19 protein-coding genes are annotated in these 23,062 nt (G+C 39.2%); 3 read left to right on the top strand and 16 right to left on the bottom strand.

What is annotated here, in order from left to right:
* Positions 1-37: 37 nt before the first annotated feature.
* The 8 genes from efp to uvrA form a co-directional block, all read right to left on the bottom strand.
* Positions 38-598, bottom strand: a complete 561-nt coding sequence (gene efp, locus G574_RS0104475; RefSeq protein ID WP_017768814.1) for an elongation factor P — start codon at positions 596-598, stop codon at positions 38-40.
* Between the two features lie 238 nt (positions 599-836).
* Entirely contained in the window at positions 837-1,286 is a 450-nt protein-coding gene (locus G574_RS0104470; RefSeq protein ID WP_029691147.1) for a deoxycytidylate deaminase, read from the bottom strand.
* 9 nt (positions 1,287-1,295) lie between these two features.
* Positions 1,296-2,360, bottom strand: coding sequence for a M24 family metallopeptidase (locus tag G574_RS0104465; RefSeq protein ID WP_029691146.1), 1,065 nt, complete (start codon positions 2,358-2,360; stop codon positions 1,296-1,298).
* Positions 2,361-2,502: 142 nt separating this feature from the next.
* Positions 2,503-4,881, bottom strand: a complete 2,379-nt coding sequence (locus tag G574_RS0104460) for an LPXTG cell wall anchor domain-containing protein (protein WP_029691145.1) — start codon at positions 4,879-4,881, stop codon at positions 2,503-2,505.
* 114 nt (positions 4,882-4,995) lie between these two features.
* Entirely contained in the window at positions 4,996-6,072 is a 1,077-nt protein-coding gene (locus G574_RS11095) for a hypothetical protein (protein WP_029691144.1), read from the bottom strand.
* The gene (locus G574_RS0104450; protein WP_029691143.1) at positions 6,069-7,190 is read right to left on the bottom strand and encodes a helix-turn-helix transcriptional regulator; all 1,122 of its coding nucleotides are present in this window, start codon (positions 7,188-7,190) and stop codon (positions 6,069-6,071) included. The genes G574_RS11095 and G574_RS0104450 overlap by 4 nt, the downstream gene beginning before the upstream one ends.
* A gap of 525 nt (positions 7,191-7,715) precedes the next feature.
* Positions 7,716-8,795 carry a PTS sugar transporter subunit IIC gene (locus tag G574_RS0104445; RefSeq protein ID WP_029691142.1) on the bottom strand — a complete coding sequence of 360 codons (1,080 nt, stop codon included), beginning with the start codon at positions 8,793-8,795 and terminating at the stop codon, positions 7,716-7,718.
* Between the two features lie 267 nt (positions 8,796-9,062).
* A complete protein-coding gene (gene uvrA, locus G574_RS0104440; protein WP_029691141.1) occupies positions 9,063-11,885 on the bottom strand; it encodes an excinuclease ABC subunit UvrA in 2,823 nt (940 codons plus the stop codon).
* 320 nt (positions 11,886-12,205) lie between these two features.
* On the opposite strand from uvrA, the gene G574_RS0104435 reads away from it, so the two are divergent.
* Together G574_RS0104435 and G574_RS0104430 are read left to right on the top strand one after the other, a co-directional pair.
* Positions 12,206-13,150: a magnesium transporter CorA family protein gene (locus G574_RS0104435; RefSeq protein ID WP_017768819.1), complete on the top strand. Its 945-nt coding sequence runs from the start codon at positions 12,206-12,208 to the stop codon at positions 13,148-13,150.
* Between the two features lie 91 nt (positions 13,151-13,241).
* Positions 13,242-13,913, top strand: coding sequence for a DUF1129 domain-containing protein (locus G574_RS0104430; RefSeq protein WP_029691140.1), 672 nt, complete (start codon positions 13,242-13,244; stop codon positions 13,911-13,913).
* Between the two features lie 510 nt (positions 13,914-14,423).
* Here G574_RS0104430 and rpsR read toward each other — a convergent pair.
* The 8 genes from rpsR to G574_RS0104390 all read right to left on the bottom strand — a co-directional run bounded on the left by rpsR (position 14,424) and on the right by G574_RS0104390 (position 21,431).
* Positions 14,424-14,663, bottom strand: a complete 240-nt coding sequence (gene rpsR / locus G574_RS0104425; RefSeq protein ID WP_000068665.1) for a 30S ribosomal protein S18 — start codon at positions 14,661-14,663, stop codon at positions 14,424-14,426.
* A gap of 36 nt (positions 14,664-14,699) precedes the next feature.
* Positions 14,700-15,185, bottom strand: coding sequence for a single-stranded DNA-binding protein (locus tag G574_RS0104420; RefSeq protein ID WP_029691139.1), 486 nt, complete (start codon positions 15,183-15,185; stop codon positions 14,700-14,702).
* 11 nt (positions 15,186-15,196) lie between these two features.
* Complete coding sequence (gene rpsF / locus G574_RS0104415; RefSeq protein WP_017770045.1) at positions 15,197-15,487, bottom strand: 30S ribosomal protein S6; 291 nt, start codon at positions 15,485-15,487, stop codon at positions 15,197-15,199.
* A gap of 218 nt (positions 15,488-15,705) precedes the next feature.
* Positions 15,706-16,638, bottom strand: coding sequence for an ABC transporter ATP-binding protein (locus tag G574_RS0104410; RefSeq protein ID WP_029691138.1), 933 nt, complete (start codon positions 16,636-16,638; stop codon positions 15,706-15,708).
* Positions 16,638-17,684: an ABC transporter ATP-binding protein gene (locus G574_RS0104405; protein ID WP_029691137.1), complete on the bottom strand. Its 1,047-nt coding sequence runs from the start codon at positions 17,682-17,684 to the stop codon at positions 16,638-16,640. Before G574_RS0104405 ends, G574_RS0104410 begins: the two co-directional genes overlap by 1 nt.
* Positions 17,685-17,698: 14 nt before the next feature.
* Complete coding sequence (locus G574_RS0104400; protein ID WP_029691136.1) at positions 17,699-18,730, bottom strand: ABC transporter permease; 1,032 nt, start codon at positions 18,728-18,730, stop codon at positions 17,699-17,701.
* A gap of 10 nt (positions 18,731-18,740) precedes the next feature.
* Positions 18,741-19,655, bottom strand: a complete 915-nt coding sequence (locus G574_RS0104395; protein WP_029691135.1) for an ABC transporter permease — start codon at positions 19,653-19,655, stop codon at positions 18,741-18,743.
* A gap of 114 nt (positions 19,656-19,769) precedes the next feature.
* Positions 19,770-21,431 (bottom strand): peptide ABC transporter substrate-binding protein, encoded by a 1,662-nt coding sequence (locus tag G574_RS0104390; RefSeq protein ID WP_029691134.1) that lies wholly within the window; start codon positions 21,429-21,431, stop codon positions 19,770-19,772.
* 168 nt (positions 21,432-21,599) lie between these two features.
* Between G574_RS0104390 and pbp3 the strand changes: the two genes are divergently transcribed.
* Complete coding sequence (gene pbp3 / locus G574_RS0104385) at positions 21,600-22,835, top strand: D-alanyl-D-alanine carboxypeptidase PBP3 (protein ID WP_051130535.1); 1,236 nt, start codon at positions 21,600-21,602, stop codon at positions 22,833-22,835.
* Positions 22,836-23,062: the final 227 nt, after the last annotated feature.

Genomic DNA, 23,062 nt, shown 5'->3' with positions numbered 1-23,062 from the left:
AAGCCATCTGCTCCTTACAAAGTACTACAATTAATGATTAGGCGCGTGAAACATAAGTCCCTTCAGCTGTATTAACAACTAATTTTTGACCAACTTCGATAAAGTCAGGAACGTTAACAACAAGACCAGTTTCAAGTGTTGCAGGTTTACCTGAACCAGTAACTGTCGCACCTTTGATAGATGGTTGTGTTTCAACGACCGTCAACTCAACTGTCGTTGGTACTGTCACACCAATAACCTCTGAGCCGTAAAATTGAATCTTAACTTCTTCGTTTTCTAAGACGTAAAGCAATTCATTTTCAACATTTGCTACTGGAATTTCGTATTGATCATAACTTTCAGTATCCATGAAGAAAGCTGTGTCATCCATTTTGTATAGATACTGAGCAGGGCGTGTTTCAATGATCGCTTGTTCAAATTTTTCATCTGGACGGTAAGTAGTGTCAAAGGTTGATCCTGAACGAACATCACGCAACTTCATACGCATGATTGTGTTTCCTTTACCAGGTTTATGGTGGCTAGCGTCTAAAACTTTGATTAATTTACCATCAGTTGTCACAAAAGTCATACCAGCTCTGAGCTTGCTTGCTTCAATCATTCTTTAATTACCTCTTTGTAAAAATATTTATCATCTCATTTTATCATAAGACAGCCATATCCTCAAATCTTTTTACAATTCTTTCAACCCCATCAAGGCTCCAAGACAAATAGCAAAACCATATAAAATGTTAAATTGCTACGAAACCGTTTCAGCTTTCATGCCACTAACTGTCATAACGGACAGTACGCCGCTAAGGGCTACTAGCAGAGATACTTTCAGCAAATACCACTTCTTTTCAACTCTCTCCTAAATGCAGACCTGGCACATCATGTTGGATATAAGCGACACCTTTTTTCTCTAATAGTTCAATGGCAAAAGCATGGGGACGATAATTAGCTTTATAAGTAATTTTCTTGATACCAGCCTGAAGCAGCGCCTTGGTACAGTTGAGACAGGGAAAGTGGGTCACATAAATTTCCGTTCCATCCGTCGATATGCCTTCTTTAGCACACTGAATCAAAGCATTCATCTCTGCGTGTACCGTACGAATACAGTGACCATCCTCCATATAATGACCAACTTCATTACAATTATCAGTCTCTGAAACGCCACCATTATAGCCTGTTGCAATGATGCGGTTATTTTTAACTAAAACCGCACCGACAAAAGCCCTATCACAGGTTGATCGTTTTGAAATCAACTCCGCATTTGCCATAAAATAATCTTGCCACGATAAACGTTCCATCCTATTCTCCTAGTTCAATACAATCAATTCCTTAGGTGCCTTGGTCAGCACCTCACATCCCGTTTCTGTAATAACCAGGTCATCTTCAATACGAAGCCCATATTTATTAGGAAGGTAAATTCCTGGTTCATCTGTTACCACCATACCTGGTTTCAATGTTTCTTCTGACCCACGGAAAAATGGGTTTTCATGAATATCCAATCCTATCCCATGCCCAATGCCGTGTGTGAAGTATTGGCCATACCCCGCATTCTCTAACACTTGGCGAGGAATTGCATCAAAGTCTTTATGAGTCATGCCAGCTCTAGCTTGATTAATCAAGGTTTGGTTTGCATCAAGTACCAAGTCATAAATCTCACGCTCTTCATCTGTGACATGGCCAATGTGAACGGTGCGCGTCATATCGCTAACATAATGCTTGTAATAACAGCCGAAATCAAGCGTTAAAGATTCTCCCTTTTCAATCACTTTATGGCTCGCCACACCATGTGGCATGGCTGAGCGATAGCCAGAGGCAACAATCGGTTCAAACGAAAGTCCTGACGCACCATATTCCCTCATTCGAAAATCTAGAAAATTAGCTACTTGTAACTCCGTCGTCTGACCAGGTTTGATAAAATCCAAAACATCGATAAATGCTTGATCAGAAATCTGACATGCCTGACGAATCGTAGCAATCTCTGCCTCATCCTTAATCACGCGTAAGTCTTCCACAAAATCCGTTTGGGCCGACCAATCTAGACCAGGGAGCAAGGTCGTCAATTGTTGGTAAAAATGATATGAAACCTGGGCATCAAATCCCACTTTAGTTAAGCCATCTGCTTTCACCGCTTTAGATACTTCTTCTAGTGGCGTCCGTGTCTCAACAATGTCAAAATCTTTAACCACTTCCTTAGCAATCAAACTATACCTGGCATCCGTCATAAAAAGACGACGACTACGCGTTATAAGGACCGTACTCTCCGTTCCCCAAAAACCCGTTAGGTAATAGATATTATTCTGCCCTGTTACTAAAAAAGCATCCAAATCTGACTGCAATAACTTATCTTCAAAACGAACAACCCTAGACTCCATGAAAACCTCCTGAAATAAACTTACCTTATTTTAACAAAAAATCCCCGAAAAACGGGGAATAAATCGTTATTTTAATGTAGCTGTACGTTCTCGATAAGATTGCGCAAACTTATTGTCCACTTGCTTAATCTCATTCAATTTTTTAAAATTTTCGTTTGTCTTTTCTTACATGGCCTAGTCCTAGTAAGCTCAAAATACTCATTCCAGCTAGTAAAAAGACATTATTTTCTTTACTTCCTGTTTCTGGCAAGTATTTTTTCTCATCATTTACTCGTGATATGAGACCGTGACTTCGCGCTTTATCAGATGAAACAGTAAGTAATGTTGGATTTTTCTGTTGACCGTGGTTTGGCAATACCTTAATAGAATCAAGCTTTGATGGGGTTAAGATAGGGTTTACAACAATATCTTCACCAAACATCCCTAAATAGCTTTTAGCCAAAACAAGGTTATCTTTAGCTAGTTTTAACTCAAAGTCAGCTGATACCTTTTGTTTCTTAGCTAATTCGTAGTCTGATCGCAATGTTGCTAATTGAGCTCTTAATTCCGATAACTTACCATCTGATGTTACCTTTTTAGCCGTCAAAGAAAGCAGGCGCTTTTTCGCATTCTCTAAATTAGTTGATGCATCTTCTGCTGCTTTCTTAGCAGTATTTAATGCTGTTAAAGCATCAGAAAGACTTGAATATTTGGCACTAACAAGTTCCAGATTATTTTGAACATCCTGTTTTTCACTTACTGCTTTTTGTAAATCAGCTTTTGCAGCCAGTAATGAAGCACCTGCATCCTTAACTTTCTGTTCAGCAGTTGGAACTAAAGTTGGATCTACATTGTCCTTAGCTGTTGCCAACTCTGCTTTAGCAGCTGTCAATTCTGTTTGTGCGTTTGCCAATGCGGTTTTCGCTGCTTGAACTTTAGCTGCTGACGCATCAAGTTGTTTTGCTGATGATGTTTTATAATCATCCAATGCTTTTTGTGCAGCTGCTTTTGATGGGTTAGCCTTCACCGTTGTTGTGGTGTTAACCATATTAAACGTATAATCAGGAAGGAACACTGGTTTTTTACCGTTAATTGTCGTATTAAGCTGACCATTAGCGTCTTTAACCTCATCATAGTTATAAGTTGTCACCATGTAACCAAAATCTTTGTTTTTATCAAGATTGATGAGATCATATGCAAAATAACCATATGATTTAGTCTCGTTCAAATCGACAGCCACACCAATTTCCCCATTATCAAACAATAATGAGTTACGGTGACCATAACCACCCGATGTTGCATCATCAAACCAACCATATACCATGAAATAAGCCATAGCCTGATCACTAAGGATCAGTGGGACCATACCCGTTTCAACATCACCCTTTTCGGCCGTGGTATCAAGCATTCCAGCCCCAATATTTTCACTTTCATATGGTAAATCAGACGCGTGAGACAATTGGTTATTGCGCTCCATCTCAGCAGTACGAGCTACAGCAATTTTGATCGCTTCTGAACTTGCTGTGACACGTTCAGAAATACCATTCAAACGACGTAATTCATTGACATAAGTTACAACCCATTTAGTGATTTCTTCACTGTTAGGCGTGTATGTAAATTCACCTGTTCGTGCCAATTCTTCTTTTTGAGCTTTTGTCAATTCGATGTCAATAGTTTCTGAACCTGATAATGTAAGAGGCTCGTGTTTAACACTGTAGTCATTGAAATATTTGATAAGGTCAGTGAAATTTGAAGTTGCTACGACCTCAGATTTGGTTTCTGTAATACTTGTACCAGTATTATTAACGGCATCTTGAAGTTCAGCAGTTTTAGCAGTTACCTCAGATTTCAAAGCCGCGTCTTTAGTTTCTGCACTATCAAGAGCTGTTTGAGCCGCATTAACATCAGTTGTTTTAGTTGCCACTTTAGTCTCAGCATTTTTCACATCTTGTTGCTGTTTAAGAGCTGTTGCTTTCGCTGCATCTAATTCTGTATTCGCCGTATCGACTGCGGTTTGAGCATCTGAAACCTTTTGATTAGCTGCCGTTTCCGCTGCTGTTTTAGTAGCTACCGCATCTTGGGCTAATTGAATATCCTGAGCTGCTGTTGGATTTTCAGCTGCTACTTTATCGTAATTTGCCTGAGCAGTTGTTACTGCTGCATCATTATTAGCCACTTGTTCTGATAAATTAGAAATATTTTGTTGTTCCGTTGAAATGTCGGAAGCTAATTGAACATTTTGATTTTGTTCTGCTGACAAGTCCTGATTTGCTGCAGTTACTTGATTTTGCAAAGTTGTCTGATTAGTTGTTGCCTCATCAGCTGCTGTTTGAGCTGCATTAACTTTAGTTGACATCTTGTCAACCTGATTTGTTGCTTCTGCTTGATTTGTTGGCACAACAACCGCAGTCGTGCTATTCACCTGTGTATTTGCAGCTGTTTCAGTCACTTGAGTGTTCTCTTCGGCTGAAACACTATTAGTTGCTAAAATGGCAACTGTCGCCAGCGATGTTGCTGAAATGATTTTTACTTGTTTGTTCATGGCATTTCCCTCTTAATAAAATTAATGGTAATCTACATAATTACTCTATTTTCAGTATAAAAAATAAACAGACATATCCTGTCCGTTTATTAATTTTTTTAAAAATTCAACTAATTATTTTTTAGTGTAAGTAACTGATAGATTGACTGTTGAATAATCTACACTACCACTACCTTGCCAGTATTGCGGTATCAATGTTCCGTTTTTATAGACAAAACCTTTTTCTTCAATAAAATTTGGACCTGTTCCGCCAACTCCCATTACACCAAACGATGACCTTAAATCAACAAAAGCATAAGTATCTTCAGCAACTTTCTTTATAGTAGAAATATTACCTGACTCACTCATTGCATTGTAAGAACTAGAATAACTACCATCAGCATTAATGGTAATCGTATGTGGGTTAACCATGCCATCAGCATTCGTCGAAGCCCACTCGCCAACCAATTCCTCTGGAAAACTGATTGTTTCCCCAATAGAAAGGTTAGTTAATTCAGAATCAGATGAAGTCGTCTCGACTGCTTCAGTAGATTCTCCTGTCAGTGAATTCCAGGTCAAACTATTAAGATCTAAGGGTTGAGAATCACTACTATCAATTTCAGATAATTCCGAATCACCTTTTAAAATATCGTAGTATCTTTCCGATTGATCTGTTGCACCACTGCTACCTTTTAAGTAAAATGTTCCATCATCGAGTGGTGTCAAAATAGTTCTTTCTCCTATAAAGTCTAACTGATTAGTTTTATTTGTTAAGCGTACAACTGCTTTACTCTCATCAATGGTGTACAAATCAAGAATAGTATTGACAGGGTATTGTCCATCAAACTTAGAACCGACCACAAATTCATCAATACCATCGTTATTAAAATCAAATTGTGCTACTTCGATATCATTCTTAGTTAGAGCAAACATATTGATATCTGCTTGGTTATCCTTTGTTTCAATGGCACTTTGATATTTTTGAATAACACTTTGATATATTTTTTCTGCATCCTCAGATGATACACCTGTTTCTTTTGATGCTGAACTAACTGTACTTGAAGATTCTTGTGTCTTGCCTTTTTTATTTGAATACGACTTAGTTACTTTTTCTTTTTCAGAAGTTCCCTTCTGTGCTTTTGTATCTTCGTGACATGCTGATAAAATTAAAGTACTGATTAATAGTACGACTAGGGACTGTTTTAGTTTCATAATAATTCTCTCCTCTTCTCTTCTCTTCTCTTCTCTTCTCTTCTCTTCTCTTCTCTTCTCTTCTCTTCTCTTCTCTTCTCTTCTAATGGTAGACTATTTTGATAATATGACAAGGTTTTTTGTAGATTTTCTACTAACCAATTTTTTAGATAGACTGGACTAATGATTTTTAACATGTCACCTTGCATTGATAACCAAAGTTTTATTCCCTCACCATCATTCGATATAATTTCGATACGACTAACTCCATTCTTTGTCCAAAGTAACCTAGAATTTGGGAAACGATCTAGTACGTAAGCAGGCTCATGATAAAAATCAATAACAACTTTTATTTCTTTGCCAAAATAAGCAAAAGCTCCTGTTTGGTTTCTCATGACTCCTACTTGAAATCGATCATTATAATCTCTCTTTTTCCCTTGCCCTAGAACGGTTAGATTATCCATATTATTAACTCTAAACTTCGTGAGATTCTCCATATCGTCACGAGTTTGAGAGTACAAATGATTACTACTAGAAATATAAAAATACATATCAGAATAAAAAAGCATATCTGGTGTGAATTCAAAATGCTTTTTTTGAAATAGCTTTTTATAGTCGAAAGATATAATCAATCCATTTTCAATCGCCGTCATCAATGTGCTTATCTTATCAACTATAGAATTACTTGGTACTCCTTTATAGTGATATAACTCATTTTGAATGAATTTCTTAACCGAATTACTATCAGTTGATAAACTTAAAATTTTTTGACTTAATTGATTTACTTCCACATTAGATAATCCTCTTGTTGACATTATCATATCCAACAAGACGAGGGCTTCAGTCTTAGAAAAATGCGAATGCTCTTTTCTCTCAATAGCACTCTCTATAAAGTAGGTTCCTCTAACATCCCTATTTATCAGACTTTTAGCTACTGTATCATCATACTTTTGACTATAGTAATTCATATTTCCAAGATTTTCCGTCAATTTCTTATCAATAACTTTATCAATAATCTCCATATCTCTCTGTATGGATTTTCCAGAAACTCCAAATTCTTCTTCTAATTCTTTTTTTTTTAATTTTTGTCCATGTAATAAATTAATAAAAATACTAAGAACTCTCTCTTGACTATTCACTTTAGTAACTCCACACTAACATAAAAATAATAACTAAATAACAGTATACCTCAAACTTGGACGTATTATGTCTGTTTATAAGGCAATTTATTTAAAATTCTAAAAAATATTATCTTTTTTAGTGGATAGTATTAATCTAATTCTCTATAGTTATAAAAGCTACGTCGTTGAGAAATCATCTAAAGAACTACATTGCTCCAGTAACACCAGGATTAGACTAACGTACTTCAAAGAAATACCATATGAACTTATAAGCAAGGTAGTAAAAATGGCTCTAAATTCCTTTCACTGTAATTGAAAATATATTTTCTATGCATAATAAACAGTCTTCATCTCATCACTTTCGATATTGAGCTTACTTATTAAGATAAAACCGCAGACAATTACATGTACCCTATGACTCCTAAAATTTAAAAATCTGCTTCAAGTTATCATTTTTCTATTTTCTATAAAAACTATCCTCCGCTTACTCGGAGGTAAACGAAGGATAGTTTGAATATTTTATCAATATAGTCAAAAAGATTATTATTCAGCTTCTTGATATTTGAACACTACTTGTGTCTGATAAAGGTTGATTAATTTATCAAACACAACGTAGGAAACAAATGATGCAACCGCTGGGATAACAAGCCAAGCTAAGACAGTTACCACAAGTGAGTTCCCTGCTTTGAGACCAGCCAATGGTCCAACCAAGCCGACTAAGCCAAAACCTGCAGAAGCTGGTGTTCCTGTAATGTTAAAGATTGGAATAGAGAGACTTGAGACGATGGCTGTTGTTACAACCGGAAAGAGAATGACCGGATATTTGAATAGATTAGGCATCATCATTTTCATAGATCCCATCGCTATACCAAGAGTCACACCTGAATTGTTGGTTTTCCACGAATGAACAATGAGTACAAGCGTTGTACTAGCAACTCCCATAGCTGAAGCTCCAGCAGAGAGCCCGAAAAGTCCGACTGCAATTCCAATTGACACCGTTGAAACAGGTGAGATGATCAAAATAGCAAATGTCGTTGCTATAAGCATACTCATCAAGTAAGGCTGAAGTGTCGTAAAGTAGTTGATCATCGTGCCAATCGCTAAGGTCGCTGAACTAACTGTTGGAAGGATGTAGAGACCAATAAGACCTGCGACACTCCCGATAACAAGCGGTGTCAAAACCAGTTCTGCCGACCCAAACCGCTTTTTGATCACTTTAACCATCACTATTGCAATAGCTGCTGTCAACATGGTATTGGTAATATTCCCTTGACCATTACCAATCAAAAGCGTCGCAGCTTCTCCTGTTTTATCAAAATAAGTTTGACTATCTTGCGTAATAACACCTGACCCAACAAAAGCTGTTCCAGCAACGGTCATGCTTCTAAGGGAATCCAATTGAAACTGATGAGAAATAATGGCACCGATAATAAGCGGTGTTGCCAGTTGAAAAATTTTGACAACAGTCACTAAACTAGCACCCAGGGCAAATCCAGGAAAATATTGCAGAATGGTCGCTAAAATAGCGTTGGGAATCAGACCAATGATAATACCTAGCGCTGTACCATTCAAGACTCTAAAAAAGAAATCTTTGGGCGAAACTTGAGAAAACTGTGCATCCATATGCATACCTCCTTTTGCCCCATTTCCTGGGATGTGATATACATTATAGCTTCCGAATTTGTTAAAGTCAACACAATTTTCTGACTTTTTTGTCTATTTAGACAACTTAATGAAATGTAAACGTTTTAAAATAAAATAAACAAGAGACCAACAAATAAAACGAGAGAGCGTTCTGTTCTTTCCCGCTCCAAACCACTCGATAGGGCATTACGTTATTCTTTATACCCCTATAAAAAGAGACCAGACTTTATGTCCAATCTCCTCAGTTTACAATTTTGTTTTTAAATAGTGACCTGTGTAAGAAGCATCAACTTGCGCCACTTCTTCTGGAGTGCCTGTAGCGATGATTTGACCACCTCCGACACCACCTTCTGGACCTAGGTCTATGATATGATCCGCAGTTTTAATGACATCAAGATTGTGCTCAATCACAAGAACGGTGTTGCCCTCGTCAACAAAGCGATTCAAAACCATAATCAAACGGGCAATATCGTCCGTATGCAGTCCAGTTGTTGGCTCATCCAAGATATAAAAAGATTTACCAGTTGATCGTTTATGAAGCTCACTGGCTAATTTCATCCGTTGCGCTTCTCCACCTGAAAGCGTTGTCGCTGGTTGCCCTAAAGTGACATAACCTAGGCCAACATCCTTGATGGTTTGCAACTTACGTGCAATCTTTGGAATCGCAGCAAAGAATTCAACAGCATCGTCAACGGTCATTTCAAGCACATCAGCGATATTTTTGCCCTTATAATGCACTTCCAAAGTTTCTGAATTATAGCGCGTGCCATGACAAACTTCACATGGCACATAGACATCGGGTAAGAAATGCATCTCTATCTTGATGATTCCATCTCCCGAGCAGGCTTCACAACGTCCACCCTTGACATTAAAGGAGAAACGCCCTTTTTTGTAACCCCGAATTTTGGCTTCATTGGTCTGCGCAAAAAGGTCACGGATATCATCAAAGACGCCCGTATAAGTCGCTGGATTAGATCGTGGCGTTCGACCAATTGGGCTTTGGTCAATGTCAATCAAACGTTCGATATACTCGATCCCTTGAACTGACTGGTGCTTGCCTGGTTTGTCAGTATTGCGATTCAGCTTTTGAGCGATAGCTTTCTTGAGAATGCTATTAACCAAGGTTGATTTCCCAGAACCAGAAACTCCTGTCACAGCAATGAATTTCCCAAGAGGAAACTTGGCATCAATCTTCTGGAGATTGTGCTCACTGGCGCCTTTGACTTCGATAAAACGCCCATTTCCTTGACGGCGTTCCTCTGGGACAGGAATAGTTTTACGCCCAGATAAATACTGGCCTGTGATGGATTTCTTAGATTTTGCCACTTGCTTAGGCGTTCCCGAAGCAACAATCTCACCACCAAGGGCACCTGCTCCTGGTCCCACATCAATTAGCCAGTCGGCTTCCATCATAGTGTCTTCATCATGCTCTACCACAATGAGCGTATTGCCTAAATCACGCATTTTTTTCAAACTAGCAATCAGACGGTCATTATCCCTCTGGTGAAGTCCAATTGACGGCTCATCAAGGACGTAAAGAACCCCACTTAAATTGGAACCAATTTGTGTCGCCAAACGAATTCGCTGACTTTCGCCGCCCGATAGGGTCCCTGCCATACGTGACAAGGTCAAGTAATTGAGACCGACGTTATTTAAGAAGGTCAAGCGATCCGTGATTTCTTTGAGAATGGGACGCGCAATCATTTCCTCATTTTGCCCAAGACTTAAGCTTGAAACCTGCTTAAGATGATCTTCAATAGAGAGCTCTGAAATCTGTCCGATATTCATTCCATCTGGTCCACCCACGCGAACAGACAGTGCCGCATCATTAAGACGATAGCCATGGCAGGTAGAGCAAGTCAATTCATTCATGTATTCACGCATGACGCTACGTGTGTACTCAGAATTGGTTTCATGGTAACGACGGTTGACATTGGTCACGACACCCTCAAAAGGGAGATCAATATCACGTACGCCACCAAAATCATTTTTGTAATGGAAATGGAACTCGCGGTCACCAGAGCCATAGAGAACCAGGTCTCTATCCTCATCAGATAAATCTTTCCAAGGCTTATCCATATCAACACCAAAACTTGTCATAGCCTGCTCTAACATGGTTGGGTAGTAATTTGATGAAATGGGGTTCCACGGGGCAAGCGTGCCTTCTCTGAGTGTTTTTGAGTCATCCGGAACAATTAAATCTAGATCGACGACCAATTTCATGCCCAAACCATCGCAAGTCGGACAGGAGCCAAATGGCGCGTTAAAGGAGAAGAGACGCGGTTCTAACTCAGGAACTGTAAAACCACAAACAGGACACGAATAGTGCTCAGAATAGAGCAGCTCATTATCATCCATAGTATCAATCATGAGGTAACCATCTCCTAGGCGCAGAGCGGCTTCAACCGAGTCAAAGAGCCGCGAACGAATGCCCTCTTTGTTGACCAAGCGGTCAATAACCACCTCAATGTCATGCATCCTGCTTTTTGACAATTCTGGAACTTCAGTCACATCATAAATCTCACCATCAACGCGCACCCGGACATAGCCATCCTTTTGAATACGTTCAAAAATAGTCTTATGTTGCCCTTTTTTACGCCTTACGATAGGAGCCAGAATCTGCATTCGCGTACGCTCAGGCAAAGCCAATACCTCATCTACAATTTGCTCCACCGAGGAAGCCGAGATAGCACCGTGACCATTGATACAGTAAGGCGTCCCAACACGCGCATAGAGCAGACGGAGATAATCATTGATCTCCGTTGCCGTACCAACTGTGGAACGAGGATTTTTACTAGTGGTTTTTTGGTCAATGGAAATAGCTGGGCTAAGACCATCAATAGAATCCACATCAGGTTTTTCCATATTTCCCAAAAACTGACGAGCGTATGCTGATAAACTTTCCACATAACGCCGTTGCCCTTCTGCATAAATGGTATCAAAAGCCAGTGATGACTTCCCAGAGCCAGATAATCCAGTCACCACAACCAACTTATCTCGCGGAATCTCCACATCAATATTTTTTAAATTATGGGCACGCGCCCCATGAATCACTAATTTATCTTGCATAATATAAGATACTGGTACTTTCCCAAGTCCAGCTCAATCCTTTCATAATACCTAACGAAAAGGAAAATAGCCGTTTGCTGTAACATTAAAAAGTTTCAATCTCAGTCATTTTCTCTTTTGTTGTAGTAGGCCCTCCGCCAACAAATCTTATCCCAACATTTAAATACTGATTTGTTTTGATCCGCCTAAACGTTACTCTATTATAACAAAATCAGAATTTTTTACGGTAAAAACAATCGTCAAGCCCCACTTTTTTTTAAGGCTAAAATAGTTTATAATAGACAGGTATGACTAGATTCTAATACAAGGAGGGTTCTCGTATGAAACAAATGTTTCTGTCAACAGGCATTGACTTCAAAGAAATTGATACATTCGAGCCAGGTGCTTGGATAAATTTGGTTAACCCTTCCCAGGAAGAATCTCATCAAATCGCTGAACGCTTCAATATCGACATTGCCGATTTGCGTGCACCACTTGATATTGAAGAAACCTCACGTATTACGGTTGAAGATGATTACACTCTGATCATCGTCGACGTTCCTACCTATGAAGAGCGTAACAATAAAAATTACTACATGACTATTCCGCTTGGCATTGTGGTCGCAGAAAATGCTGTTATCACTACTTGCTTGGAAGACTTGTCTATTTTTGACCCATTCAAAGCCAGTCGTGTCAAGAATTTTTACACCTTTATGAAGACACGTTTCATCTTCCAACTCTTGTACCGAAACGCTATGCTCTACCTAACAGCCCTTCGCTCCATCGACCGTCAAAGTGACCGAATTGAAGCTCAATTAGAAGATGCGACCCGTAATGAACAACTGATTGACATGATGGAATTGGAAAAATCTATCGTCTACCTTAAAGCATCCCTCAAGATGAATGAGAGGATTGTCAAAAAGCTATCCAGTAATACATCAAGTCTCAAGAAATATGTCGAGGACGAAGACCTTTTGGAAGATACCCTTATCGAGACCCAACAGGCCATTGAGATGGCTGGTATTTACGAAAATGTCTTGAATGCTATGGCAGAAACCTCTGCTGCTATCATCAATAACAACCAGAATACCATTATGAAAACCTTGGCGCTTATGACCATGGCACTTGATATCCCGACAGTAATCTTTTCTGCCTATGGTATGAACTTTCAAAATAACTGGCTCCCTCTAAATGGACTGCCACACGCTTTCTGGTATGTTGTTTTCATCGCTTCAGTCCTCAGTATGATGGTTGTGGTTTACTTCATCCGAAAAAAATGGTTCTAATCTACTCTAGGCATTATTACCTAATCACGACACACAGCTCTTACACTCTTTTATAACATAATCAATATTAACCTTACTTGAAAGGACTATTATGAACTTACATCAGTTAACCAATAAGAACCAAGAATTCATTCACATTGCGACCAAGCAACTGATTCAAGACGGCAAATCTGATGCCGAAATCAAGGAGATTCTGGAAGGGATCTTACCAAGCATCGAAGAGAATCAAAAAAATGGAATTCCTGCTCGCTCTTTTTTAGGAGCCCCAACAACTTGGGCAGCGCAGTTCACCCAGTCTCCTGAACAAATCAAAGAAGCAGCCGCAGCCAATAAAAATACCAATCCTTGGTTAATGTGGGCAGATTCCTCGCTCTTCTGGTTTGGCCTTTTGGGATTAATCACTGGAATTTTATCTTTAACAAACAGCAATTACCCCTCTTATGGTCTATTGTCCTTGATTGTCATTGGACTCGGCGGTGGTGCTATTCTCTACGCCACCTATTATTTTGTCTATCGTCATATTGGCAAGGAAAAATCGCAACGCCCAAATATGTGGAAAAGCATCGCCATTTTGGCCGCTCTCATGATTGTATGGTTGGCTCTCTTTAGTGCTTCATCATTCTTACCTGCTGCTATTAATCCTTTGCTGCCACCACTAGTTCTTGTTATTATTGGAGCTATTGCATTAGCAATTCGTTACTATCTCAAAAAGAAATACAACATTTTGAGTGCCATGTCAGCACAGGCTGCTCGCAAAGCATAAGTGTCCAAGAATCCTTCCTAGTAAGAAAAGTCGGTAATTTAAGGATATTATTAGTAATATTCAGGGAGAAGCGTTTAGCTTCTCCCTTTTTCATATACAAAATCTCTCAGCTAAAAAACATTTCTTTCCTCAACGAATAAGTATCACAGTGATGCTTCGCACAAAATATACCAATCACTTTAAATACAAAAAGAGAGTAGGCTCAAGTCGACAGATTTAAAATAACTTCGTCATCAAGTCTTAAGAGTTGTTATTGACTTAAAATGGTCTATACCCAGACTGTTGGTAATAGGAGATAAGGCGAGCCTTGTTTGCACCAAAAAGAATCACTTAACCTTTTTAACCAATCAACCACTGCGTTGGTAAATTCTTCTAATCAAAAAGTGAGAGGTTAAAGTTTATGCCTAACCTCAAGGCATTAGTAACAAATCACCGCCACAGCTGAAAATAAAGCAATTAAACAAGCAACATTATAAAAGGCTGGGCATAAAATGCCCAACCTTTTTCATATTAATCTTCGTTGACGTAAGGCATAAGAGCCATAACGCGAGCACGTTTGATAGCTGTTGTTACTTTACGTTGGTTTTTAGCTGACGTTCCTGTTACACGACGAGGAAGAATTTTCCCACGTTCTGAAACGAAACGGCTAAGAAGTTCAGTATCTTTGTAGTCAACGTATTCAATTTTATTAGCTGCGATGTAATCAACTTTTTTACGGCGTTTGAATCCGCCACGACGTTGTTGAGCCATGTTAATTTCTCCTTATATTATTTTATAATGTTCATCCTAGAACGGTAGATCGTCATCTGAGATATCCATTGGGTTCGAATTGCCAAATGGGCTCTCATCGCGACCAAAGTTTGGTGTTTGTGATGAAGATGAAAAAGTGTCATTTGATGATTGGTTATTATAACCACCATTATATGAACTTTGTGAACCACCTTCACGTGTAGCACGACTTTCCAACATTTGGAAATTGTCTGCAACAACCTCTGTTACATAAACACGTTGGCCTTGTTGATTTTCATAATGACGTGTCTGAATACGACCAGTAATTCCAACTAGTGCACCTTTTTTAGCCCAGTTAGCAAGATTTTCAGCCGGTTGACGCCAGATCACACAATTAATAAAATCAGCTTCACGTTCACCATTTTGACTCTTGAAATTACGATTAACTGCTAGAGTAAATGTTGCTACAGCAACTTGATTAGGTGTGTAACGAAGTTCTGCATCTTTGGTCATGCGACCAACAAGTACTACATTATTTATCATAAACTACCTTCTTACGCTTCGAGGTTAACGATCATATGACGAAGAATGTCAGTGTTGATTTTTGAAAGACGGTCAAACTCATTAAGAGCAACTGCGTCTTCAGCTTCAACAGTAACGATGTGGTAAAGACCTTCGCGGAAATCTTTGATTTCGTATGCAAGGCGACGTTTTTCCCAATCTTTTGACTCAACGATAGTTGCACCGTTGTCAGTCAAGATAGCGTCAAAGCGTTCTACCAAAGCTGTCTTTGCTTCTTCTTCAATGTTTGGACGAATAATATAAAGAATTTCGTATTTAGCCATTGATATTTCCTCCTTTTGGACTAATGACCCCTAACCTTCATTAGGAGTAAGTGAGGTATGCTCACAAGATATAATTATATCAGATACAAGGCAACATGACAAGGATTTTCTTCAAATTAGAAGCTCTGCCTCTCTCAGTCCCTGACAAAGTTGATTTATTGAGCTAAAAAAGAAGGGCTACCTGCCCTTCTTCTCTTATCACTAAGTGAGTCACGTGACTAATTTCTAGCTTCTTTTCGATATTGCTCTGCTTCCGCTTCTGTAGCAAGTACAAAATGTCCTGGAGTAATTTCATGCATAGTGCGTTCTTGACCATCAAGTTCTGCAGATGGATCGTACATCTGATGGACACGGGCACGCTCTTTCTCAGGATCTGGTTCTGGAATCGCTGATAGCAAGCTCTTGGTATAAGGATGAATGGGATTATTATAGACATCTTCAGATGTTCCAATTTCCAACATTTTACCCCAATGCATAACCCCTATACGATCAGAAATGTATTTCACCATAGAGAGGTCATGTGCAATGAAAAGATATGTCAATCCTTGCTCATGCTGTAATTTTTGCATCAAATTCACAACTTGAGCTTGGATAGATACATCCAATGCTGAAATCGGTTCATCGGCAATGATAAATTTAGGTTCTACAGCCAAGGCACGAGCAATACCAATCCGTTGTCTTTGACCACCTGAAAACTCATGCGGATACCGCGTCAAATGGTCCTTATTCAAACCAACTAAATCAAGTAAATGCTGTACCTTTTCATCACGTTCAGCCTTTGAAGACACCAATTTGTGGATATCCAAACCTTCGGCAACAATATCCCTAATTTTCATACGGCCATTTAAACTGGCTTGAGGATCCTGGAAAATCATCTGAGCCTGTTTTCGGAAGTCATGTTGTGCCTTACCTTTAAGATGAGATACCTTCTCACCATTAAAAATAATCTCACCTTCATTGATATCATAAAGTTTTAAAATAGCACGTCCGACAGTTGTCTTTCCTGAACCAGACTCCCCAACCAAACCAAATACTTCGCCTTCATAAATATCAAAACTAACATTGTTGATGGCTTTTACTTCGTTTGATTTCCCTTTATTGAAGGTTAGGGAAACATTTTTTAATTCAACTAATTTTTTCCTGTTTTCCACTAGGCATCTCCTCCGTTAATTGCTCTCCATTTATTCCAACGTTTTAGAATTTGTGGTGGAGGTGTCACTTCCGGAGCCCTTTCATCTAACAACCATGTAGCCGCATAATGCGTCTCAGAGACTTTAAACATCGGTGGTTCTTCTTCATGGTCAATATCGAGCGCAAACTCGTTACGAGCAGCAAAGGCATCACCTTTAGGTGGATTTAATAAATCTGGAGGTGTCCCCGGAATGGATTGCAAACTACCTGAAGCTGTATCTGTTGTTGGCATCGAATTTAGAAGTCCCCAAGTATAAGGATGTTGTGGATTGTAAAAGACTTCATCAACTGTACCATACTCTACAATTTTACCAGCATACATGACCGCTACACGGTCTGCCATACCAGCTACAACACCTAAATCGTGTGTGATAAAGATGATAGAGCTCGACCGTTCCTCTTGAATTTTTTTCATCAAATTCAAGATCTGTGCCTGAATGGTCACATCAAGAGCTGTTGTAGGTTCATCAGCAATTAAAATTTCAGGATTGCCTGCAAGGGCAACTGCGATAACAGCACGTTGACGCATCCCACCTGACCATTGATGAGGGTAATCATTAATGTGTTCTTCAGCATTCGGGATACCAACGCTTTTCATCAACTCTAAAGCACGATCCAAGGCTTCCTTCTTGGAAATTTTCTCATGGAGCATAATAGGTTCAGCAATCTGCATCCCAATCTTCATGGTAGGGTCCAAGCTGGTCATTGGATCTTGGAAGATCATAGCAATTTCGTTACCACGAATCTTAACCCACTCTTCTTCTTTGAGTTCGTTAAGGTTGCGATCTTTGAATAAAATTTCACCGGAAATATCAGCATTCTTAGCTGATAAGCCCATCAAGGTTTTGGTTGTTACCGATTTACCAGACCCTGATTCCCCTACAATAGCTAATGTTTCACCTTTTTTAAGATCAAAATTGACTTCACGAATCGCTTTGACTTCGCCTGCGTAAGTATGGAAATCAACATGAAGATTCTTGACTTGTAAAATAGTTTCTTGTGTCATCTTAATTTCCTCCTTTAATCATTACTTGATTTTGGATCAAATGCATCACGCAAACCATCACCGAGCAAGATAAATGCTAATGAGATGACAACAAGGGCAAGTGCTGGGAGCAATACTTGATATGGATAGTATTGTAAATTCTCTTGAGCATCTGAAATGAGTGATCCTAGAGAAGCTGTTGGCGGCTTCACACCCAAGTTAATGGCAGAAAGCACTGCTTCATACATGATCGCACTTGGAACAGTCATCATAATTTGAACAATGATGATCCCTGAAATATTAGGGAAAATATGTTTAAAAGCAATTTTTCTACCACTTTCACCGAGGGAACGAGCCGCGAGAACAAATTCACGCTCCCTGTAGGACAAGGTCAAGTTTCGGACTTGTCTCGCCATTGATGTCCATCCCACAAGACCAATTGAAATGATAATAGATAAAATACCATTTCCAAGTAAAAGGCCGAGCATGGTTACAATAACCAAGTTAGGAATTGATGACACCACTTCGATAATCCGTTGCATAACTGTATCGACCTTACCACCAACGTAACCTGAAATCAGACCATAAGTAACACCAATAACCAAGTCAATCATAGTTGCAGCCAAGGCCACCAACAAGGAAATTCGAATACCAACAATGATCCGTTTTCCTAAACTACGTCCCAAAGTATCTGTTCCCAAAGTAAATTTTTCTCCTTTAGGGACACTCTGATCAGCGTAAGCATCATTAGGTTCCGTATTACCAGCATAGGTGATTTCACCGTTCCAAAAAGGAAGACTATCACTAATCTTAGGTGGTAGATTACGGTAAATGGTCACTTCTTTAGAATTAAAAGAATTTGCATCTTTTTGTTTTACAAATAAGGTTGAAGCAAGTGAAAAAATCATCAAAAAGATAAGGAACCACATTGCAACTACAGCTAATTTATTTTGCTTAAGTCGGCGCCAAGCGTCCTGGAAGAAGGACAGCGCTGGCTTTTCAATTTTCTCTTGGGCGCTAGATGATCCAGCACCAACAAGTTTAAATGTTCTATTTTTGTCTGCCATTTTGCTCTCCTTACTGCAAGCGAACACGAGGGTCAACAATACTAATGATAATATCCGTTGCCAAGATTGCCACCATCAACATCACTGAATAAACAATTGTTGTTCCCATAATAACAGGATAATCCTTTGTAGGGATAGCTGTCACAAACAACTGACCAATTCCTGGAATTGAGAAAATACGCTCCATCAGTGCAGATCCTGTTAAAACACCTGCTGCCAATGGTCCTACTAGGGTTAAAACAGGAATCATTGAGTTACGATAAGCATGTTTTGCTGTCACTTGACGAACAGTAAGCCCTTTGGCACGAGCCAATTGGATGTAATCTGAGTTTAACGTTTCGATCATTTCGCTTCGGAAAAAACGCGTTACTTGGGCGAAGATTGGGATTGCTAGACCAAGAGTTGGCAAGATGGACTGTGCGAATGTTCCCCAACCAGAAAGTGGTAAGAGTTGCCATTTAAAACCAAGGTAATCGAGCAATAACAAACCGATGATGAAAGATGGTACAGAAATTCCTAACGTTGAAACAACACTAAGAAAACCATCAATTTTGTTGTTCTTATTACGTGCAGAGATGGCTCCGACAATCAAACCACTTCCAATCCCGATAACGAGGGCCTGTAAACCAAGTTGGATAGATACGCCCAAACGTTGACTGAGCATACGAGCAACGGGTTGATTGATAGATTGGTAACTTGTTCCAAAATCTCCTTGAATAATATCGAAGAGGTATTTGAGATACTGTTGCCAAATCGGCTTATCCAAACCATATTGTTTATTCATCAATGCGATCATCTCGTCTGTAAGGCGAGGGTTATTATACGGTGTCCCTGGCATAACTTGCATCAGGAAGAAAGACAAGGTAATAACGACCCACAGAGTGACAAGCAGGATAGCAAGACGTTTTAGAATGTATTTAATCATAATAGTTCCTTTTAATACTTTTGCTTTTATTGCAGGAAAAAATTTTTCCTGCAATAAAAGCAAGAATTGGGGTTGCCAATTCTTGCTGCTATATAGGCATTCTAGTGTTCTAAATTACTTTTTGTAAGCATGTGTAAAGTCTGTACTCAAACCAGTTGAATTACGAACAAGTCCTGTAAGATCTGGATTTTGCAATGACTCTGTGCTACGGAAGTATAGAGGATTGTAGTATGCATTATCGTAAAGAGCTTTTTCTGCAGCTTTATAATTATCAGCAGCTGCTTCTTTATCTAAAGCATTTTCTCCGATAGCTTGGTTGTAAGCATCATCGTATTCTTTACTTGTAAATTTACCATAGTTGTATGAAGCATCTGAAGTGAACATACCGTAGAACGTTGAACCTTCTGGATAGTCACCACCCCAAAGCGCAATAGCTACGTCATAGTTTTGATTTTTCGTATCTTCCAAACGTTGTTTAAATGGTACAAATTTTTCTTCAACTGTAAGACCTGGTAGGGCTTCTTCCCAAGTTGACTTGATGTAGTCAACTGTATTTTTAGCTGCTGGACTATCCGCATCAGAAGTAATCGTCAAAGTAAGTTTTTCTTCTCCGATTTCTTTCAAACCTGCTTCAAAGAGTTTTTTAGCTTCGTCAGCATCATATGAATAACCTGGAGCAACGTATTCTGTCAAGTCTGTTCCGTCCGGAAGAGTTGCTAAACCAGTTGGTGCCAAGGCTGTGGCAGCTTTTGATCCAGTATCAACAGCGGCTTTTACAACACCTTCACGATCAGTTGCCAAGTTAAGAGCTTTACGAATGTTAGTGTTAGCCAAAGCTTTGTTTTCACCTGTTTGGTTATAAACCATATAAGCAGTTGTTGCTTCAGGAACGGTTACAAGCTCATCGCTGTTTTTGTTAGCGTTGTAGATGGCAGTTGTGTTTGAGATATTAGCAGCATCCAAATCACCTTGTTTATACATTTGAACAGCTGTGTCTGGTTTTTTGACAACTTGAATGTTTACAGTATCTGTCTTGACGTTATCAGCATCCCAATACTCCTCGTTTTTAACCAACTTGAATTTGTTGTTTGAGCCATTCCAGCCTTCAACTTTGTATGGTCCTGAATAAAGGGCTGAGTCAGAGTTTGTTCCGTAATCTTTACCAGTTTTTTCAACAAATTCTTTTTTCTGTGGCATGAAGTTTGTGAAAGCAAGATACTCCATAAACTGTGGCGTTGGACTTGTCAATGTGAAAATAACTTTGTTGCCATCTGCTTTAACACCAAGTTTACTGAAATCTTTTTCTTCACCTGAGTTGATCTTCTCAGCATTTTCCAAGTGAGATTCCACTGCAAGGTAAGCATATTCTGATGCTGTCGCAGGATCAACCATACGTTGCCAAGAATAAACAAAATCTTCAGCAGTCAAATCACTACCATCCGACCATTTTAAACCATCACGTAAGGTTGCAGTATAAGTCAAACCGTCTTCAGAAACATCAACTTTTTCAGCAAGATCTGGTTCTGTACCACCTTTACCATCTAAGCGAAGCAAGTTACTTCCTGAGTTACCGATCGCAATGTTTGAGTAACTATCAGTATTTTTTGATAAGTCTAAGGTGTTGATTTCAGTTGGAATTGACCAATTAATGACATTCTTATCTGAAGAAGATGAAGATGAGCCACCTCCACTACATGCAACTAATACAGCTGTTGAGGTTAGAGCTACCGCTCCTAGACCAACACGCTTCCAATTACGTTTCGAAAACATTGACATATGATGTCCTCCTATACGAAGCATTTTTTATAAAGAAAATTATACCATAACTTTTAAAAAAATGGAAAGCGCTATATAAAAAAATTTTCAGAATTTTTTGCTTTTTGGTTATGTTATAATGTTTAGAAGATAGAAAACATCTAATATTTCAGGAGTGTAAAGACTAAATTGTTAAAAAAAGGAATACTAGGACTAGTAGTGCTTTTAGCCTTATCATCTAACCATGTGCAAGCTGCCGAAGAATTTGAGGCCAAGGCAGAACATGCTATTGCTGTAGAAGCTGACACAGGTAAAATACTGTATGCGAAGGACGCTAAAAAACCTGATGCGATTGCCTCGATCACCAAAATTTTAACCGTCTACATGGTCTATAAAGAAATTGACCAAGGTAATCTCACTTGGGATACCAAAGTGGATATCTCCGATTATCCCTACCAGCTAACAGTCAACCCAGACGCTAGTAATGTTCCAATGGAAGATCGTAAATATACTGTCAAGCAACTAGTCGATGCTGCAATGATTGCTAGTGCCAATAGTGCAGCTATTGCCCTTGCAGAGCATATCGGCGGTAGCGAACCAAAGTTTGTCGATATGATGACTAAGCAGCTAAAGGAATGGGGAATCACAGACGCTAAGCTGGTCAATGCCTCTGGGTTAAATAACGCTACCTTGGGAGATAATATCTATCCTGGCTCCAAAAAAGATGAGGAAAATATGATGAGTGCCCAAGATGTTGCTATCATCACTCGCCATATTATCGAAGAATATCCAGAATTAGTAAAAGTCAGCCAGCAGACTAGCGCTAGCTTTGGGGACACCCTCATGACAACCTATAATTATATGCTAGAGGGTATGCCTTTCTACAGAGCAAGTGTAGATGGTTTAAAAACAGGAACAACTGTAAAAGCTGGTGCCTCCTTTGTAGCAACTTCAACAGAAAATGGCATGCGGATCATCACGGTTGTGCTGAATGCTGACAAAGGTGAGGAGGACGTTTTAGCTCGCTTTATTGCAACTAACGAAATCCTCAATTACGTGACGGCTAATTATGAAAAAGTGGATATCTTGAAAAAAGGAAAGGGAACCACAAAGAGCAAAGTCACTGTTTCTGATGGCAAAGAGACATCTGTCAAGGCGGTCGCAAGTAAGAAGTTAACGGTCATTCGTCCTATTGCTGAGAAATCAGCCGTGCGTTTTAAAGCTAATAAGAACGAACTGACTGCACCGATTCAAAAGAAAGATAAGATCGGTACCTTTACTTATGAAGATAATCACCTGGTAGGTGATGGCTACTTAAACAGCGAACCAAGCGTTTCAGCACAGGCATCCCAGGATGTCGAACGTAGCTTTTTCTTAAAAGTTTGGTGGAATCATTTCGTTGATTTTGTTAACACTGAACTTTAACACGTTTCCTGTTAACAGACTTTTCCAAATCTACAAAACAATATTGCCTTCAACTAAGCTGGAGAGGTGAGACTACTGTCGTCACTTTGATAGAAATAATCCCTGTGCAAAATCTCACTTCTGAAACCTTATAACTTCTTTATCTCCTCCTGTCAGTACATCCACTTCTTTTCTTTTTTTGATAATAAAGATGAATCACCAAGTAGCCTAATAAGACGGAAAGCTAT

The organism is Streptococcus hyovaginalis DSM 12219, from assembly GCF_000420785.1.
Lineage (GTDB): Bacteria > Bacillota > Bacilli > Lactobacillales > Streptococcaceae > Streptococcus > Streptococcus hyovaginalis.
Note: the sequence above shows the minus strand (reverse complement) of the source record. Positions and strands in the feature narration are given on the sequence as shown.

Coding starts and splice junctions, on each gene's coding strand:
- efp (WP_017768814.1), bottom strand. CDS start 598: ATGATTGAAGCAAGCAAGCTCAGAGCTGGTATGACTTTTGTGACAACT.
- G574_RS0104470 (WP_029691147.1), bottom strand. CDS start 1,286: ATGGAACGTTTATCGTGGCAAGATTATTTTATGGCAAATGCGGAGTTG.
- G574_RS0104465 (WP_029691146.1), bottom strand. CDS start 2,360: ATGGAGTCTAGGGTTGTTCGTTTTGAAGATAAGTTATTGCAGTCAGAT.
- G574_RS0104460 (WP_029691145.1), bottom strand. CDS start 4,881: ATGAACAAACAAGTAAAAATCATTTCAGCAACATCGCTGGCGACAGTT.
- G574_RS11095 (WP_029691144.1), bottom strand. CDS start 6,072: ATGAAACTAAAACAGTCCCTAGTCGTACTATTAATCAGTACTTTAATT.
- G574_RS0104445 (WP_029691142.1), bottom strand. CDS start 8,795: ATGGATGCACAGTTTTCTCAAGTTTCGCCCAAAGATTTCTTTTTTAGA.
- uvrA (WP_029691141.1), bottom strand. CDS start 11,885: ATGCAAGATAAATTAGTGATTCATGGGGCGCGTGCCCATAATTTAAAA.
- G574_RS0104435 (WP_017768819.1), top strand. CDS start 12,206: ATGAAACAAATGTTTCTGTCAACAGGCATTGACTTCAAAGAAATTGAT.
- G574_RS0104430 (WP_029691140.1), top strand. CDS start 13,242: ATGAACTTACATCAGTTAACCAATAAGAACCAAGAATTCATTCACATT.
- rpsR (WP_000068665.1), bottom strand. CDS start 14,663: ATGGCTCAACAACGTCGTGGCGGATTCAAACGCCGTAAAAAAGTTGAT.
- G574_RS0104420 (WP_029691139.1), bottom strand. CDS start 15,185: ATGATAAATAATGTAGTACTTGTTGGTCGCATGACCAAAGATGCAGAA.
- rpsF (WP_017770045.1), bottom strand. CDS start 15,487: ATGGCTAAATACGAAATTCTTTATATTATTCGTCCAAACATTGAAGAA.
- G574_RS0104405 (WP_029691137.1), bottom strand. CDS start 17,684: ATGACACAAGAAACTATTTTACAAGTCAAGAATCTTCATGTTGATTTC.
- G574_RS0104400 (WP_029691136.1), bottom strand. CDS start 18,730: ATGGCAGACAAAAATAGAACATTTAAACTTGTTGGTGCTGGATCATCT.
- G574_RS0104395 (WP_029691135.1), bottom strand. CDS start 19,655: ATGATTAAATACATTCTAAAACGTCTTGCTATCCTGCTTGTCACTCTG.
- G574_RS0104390 (WP_029691134.1), bottom strand. CDS start 21,431: ATGTCAATGTTTTCGAAACGTAATTGGAAGCGTGTTGGTCTAGGAGCG.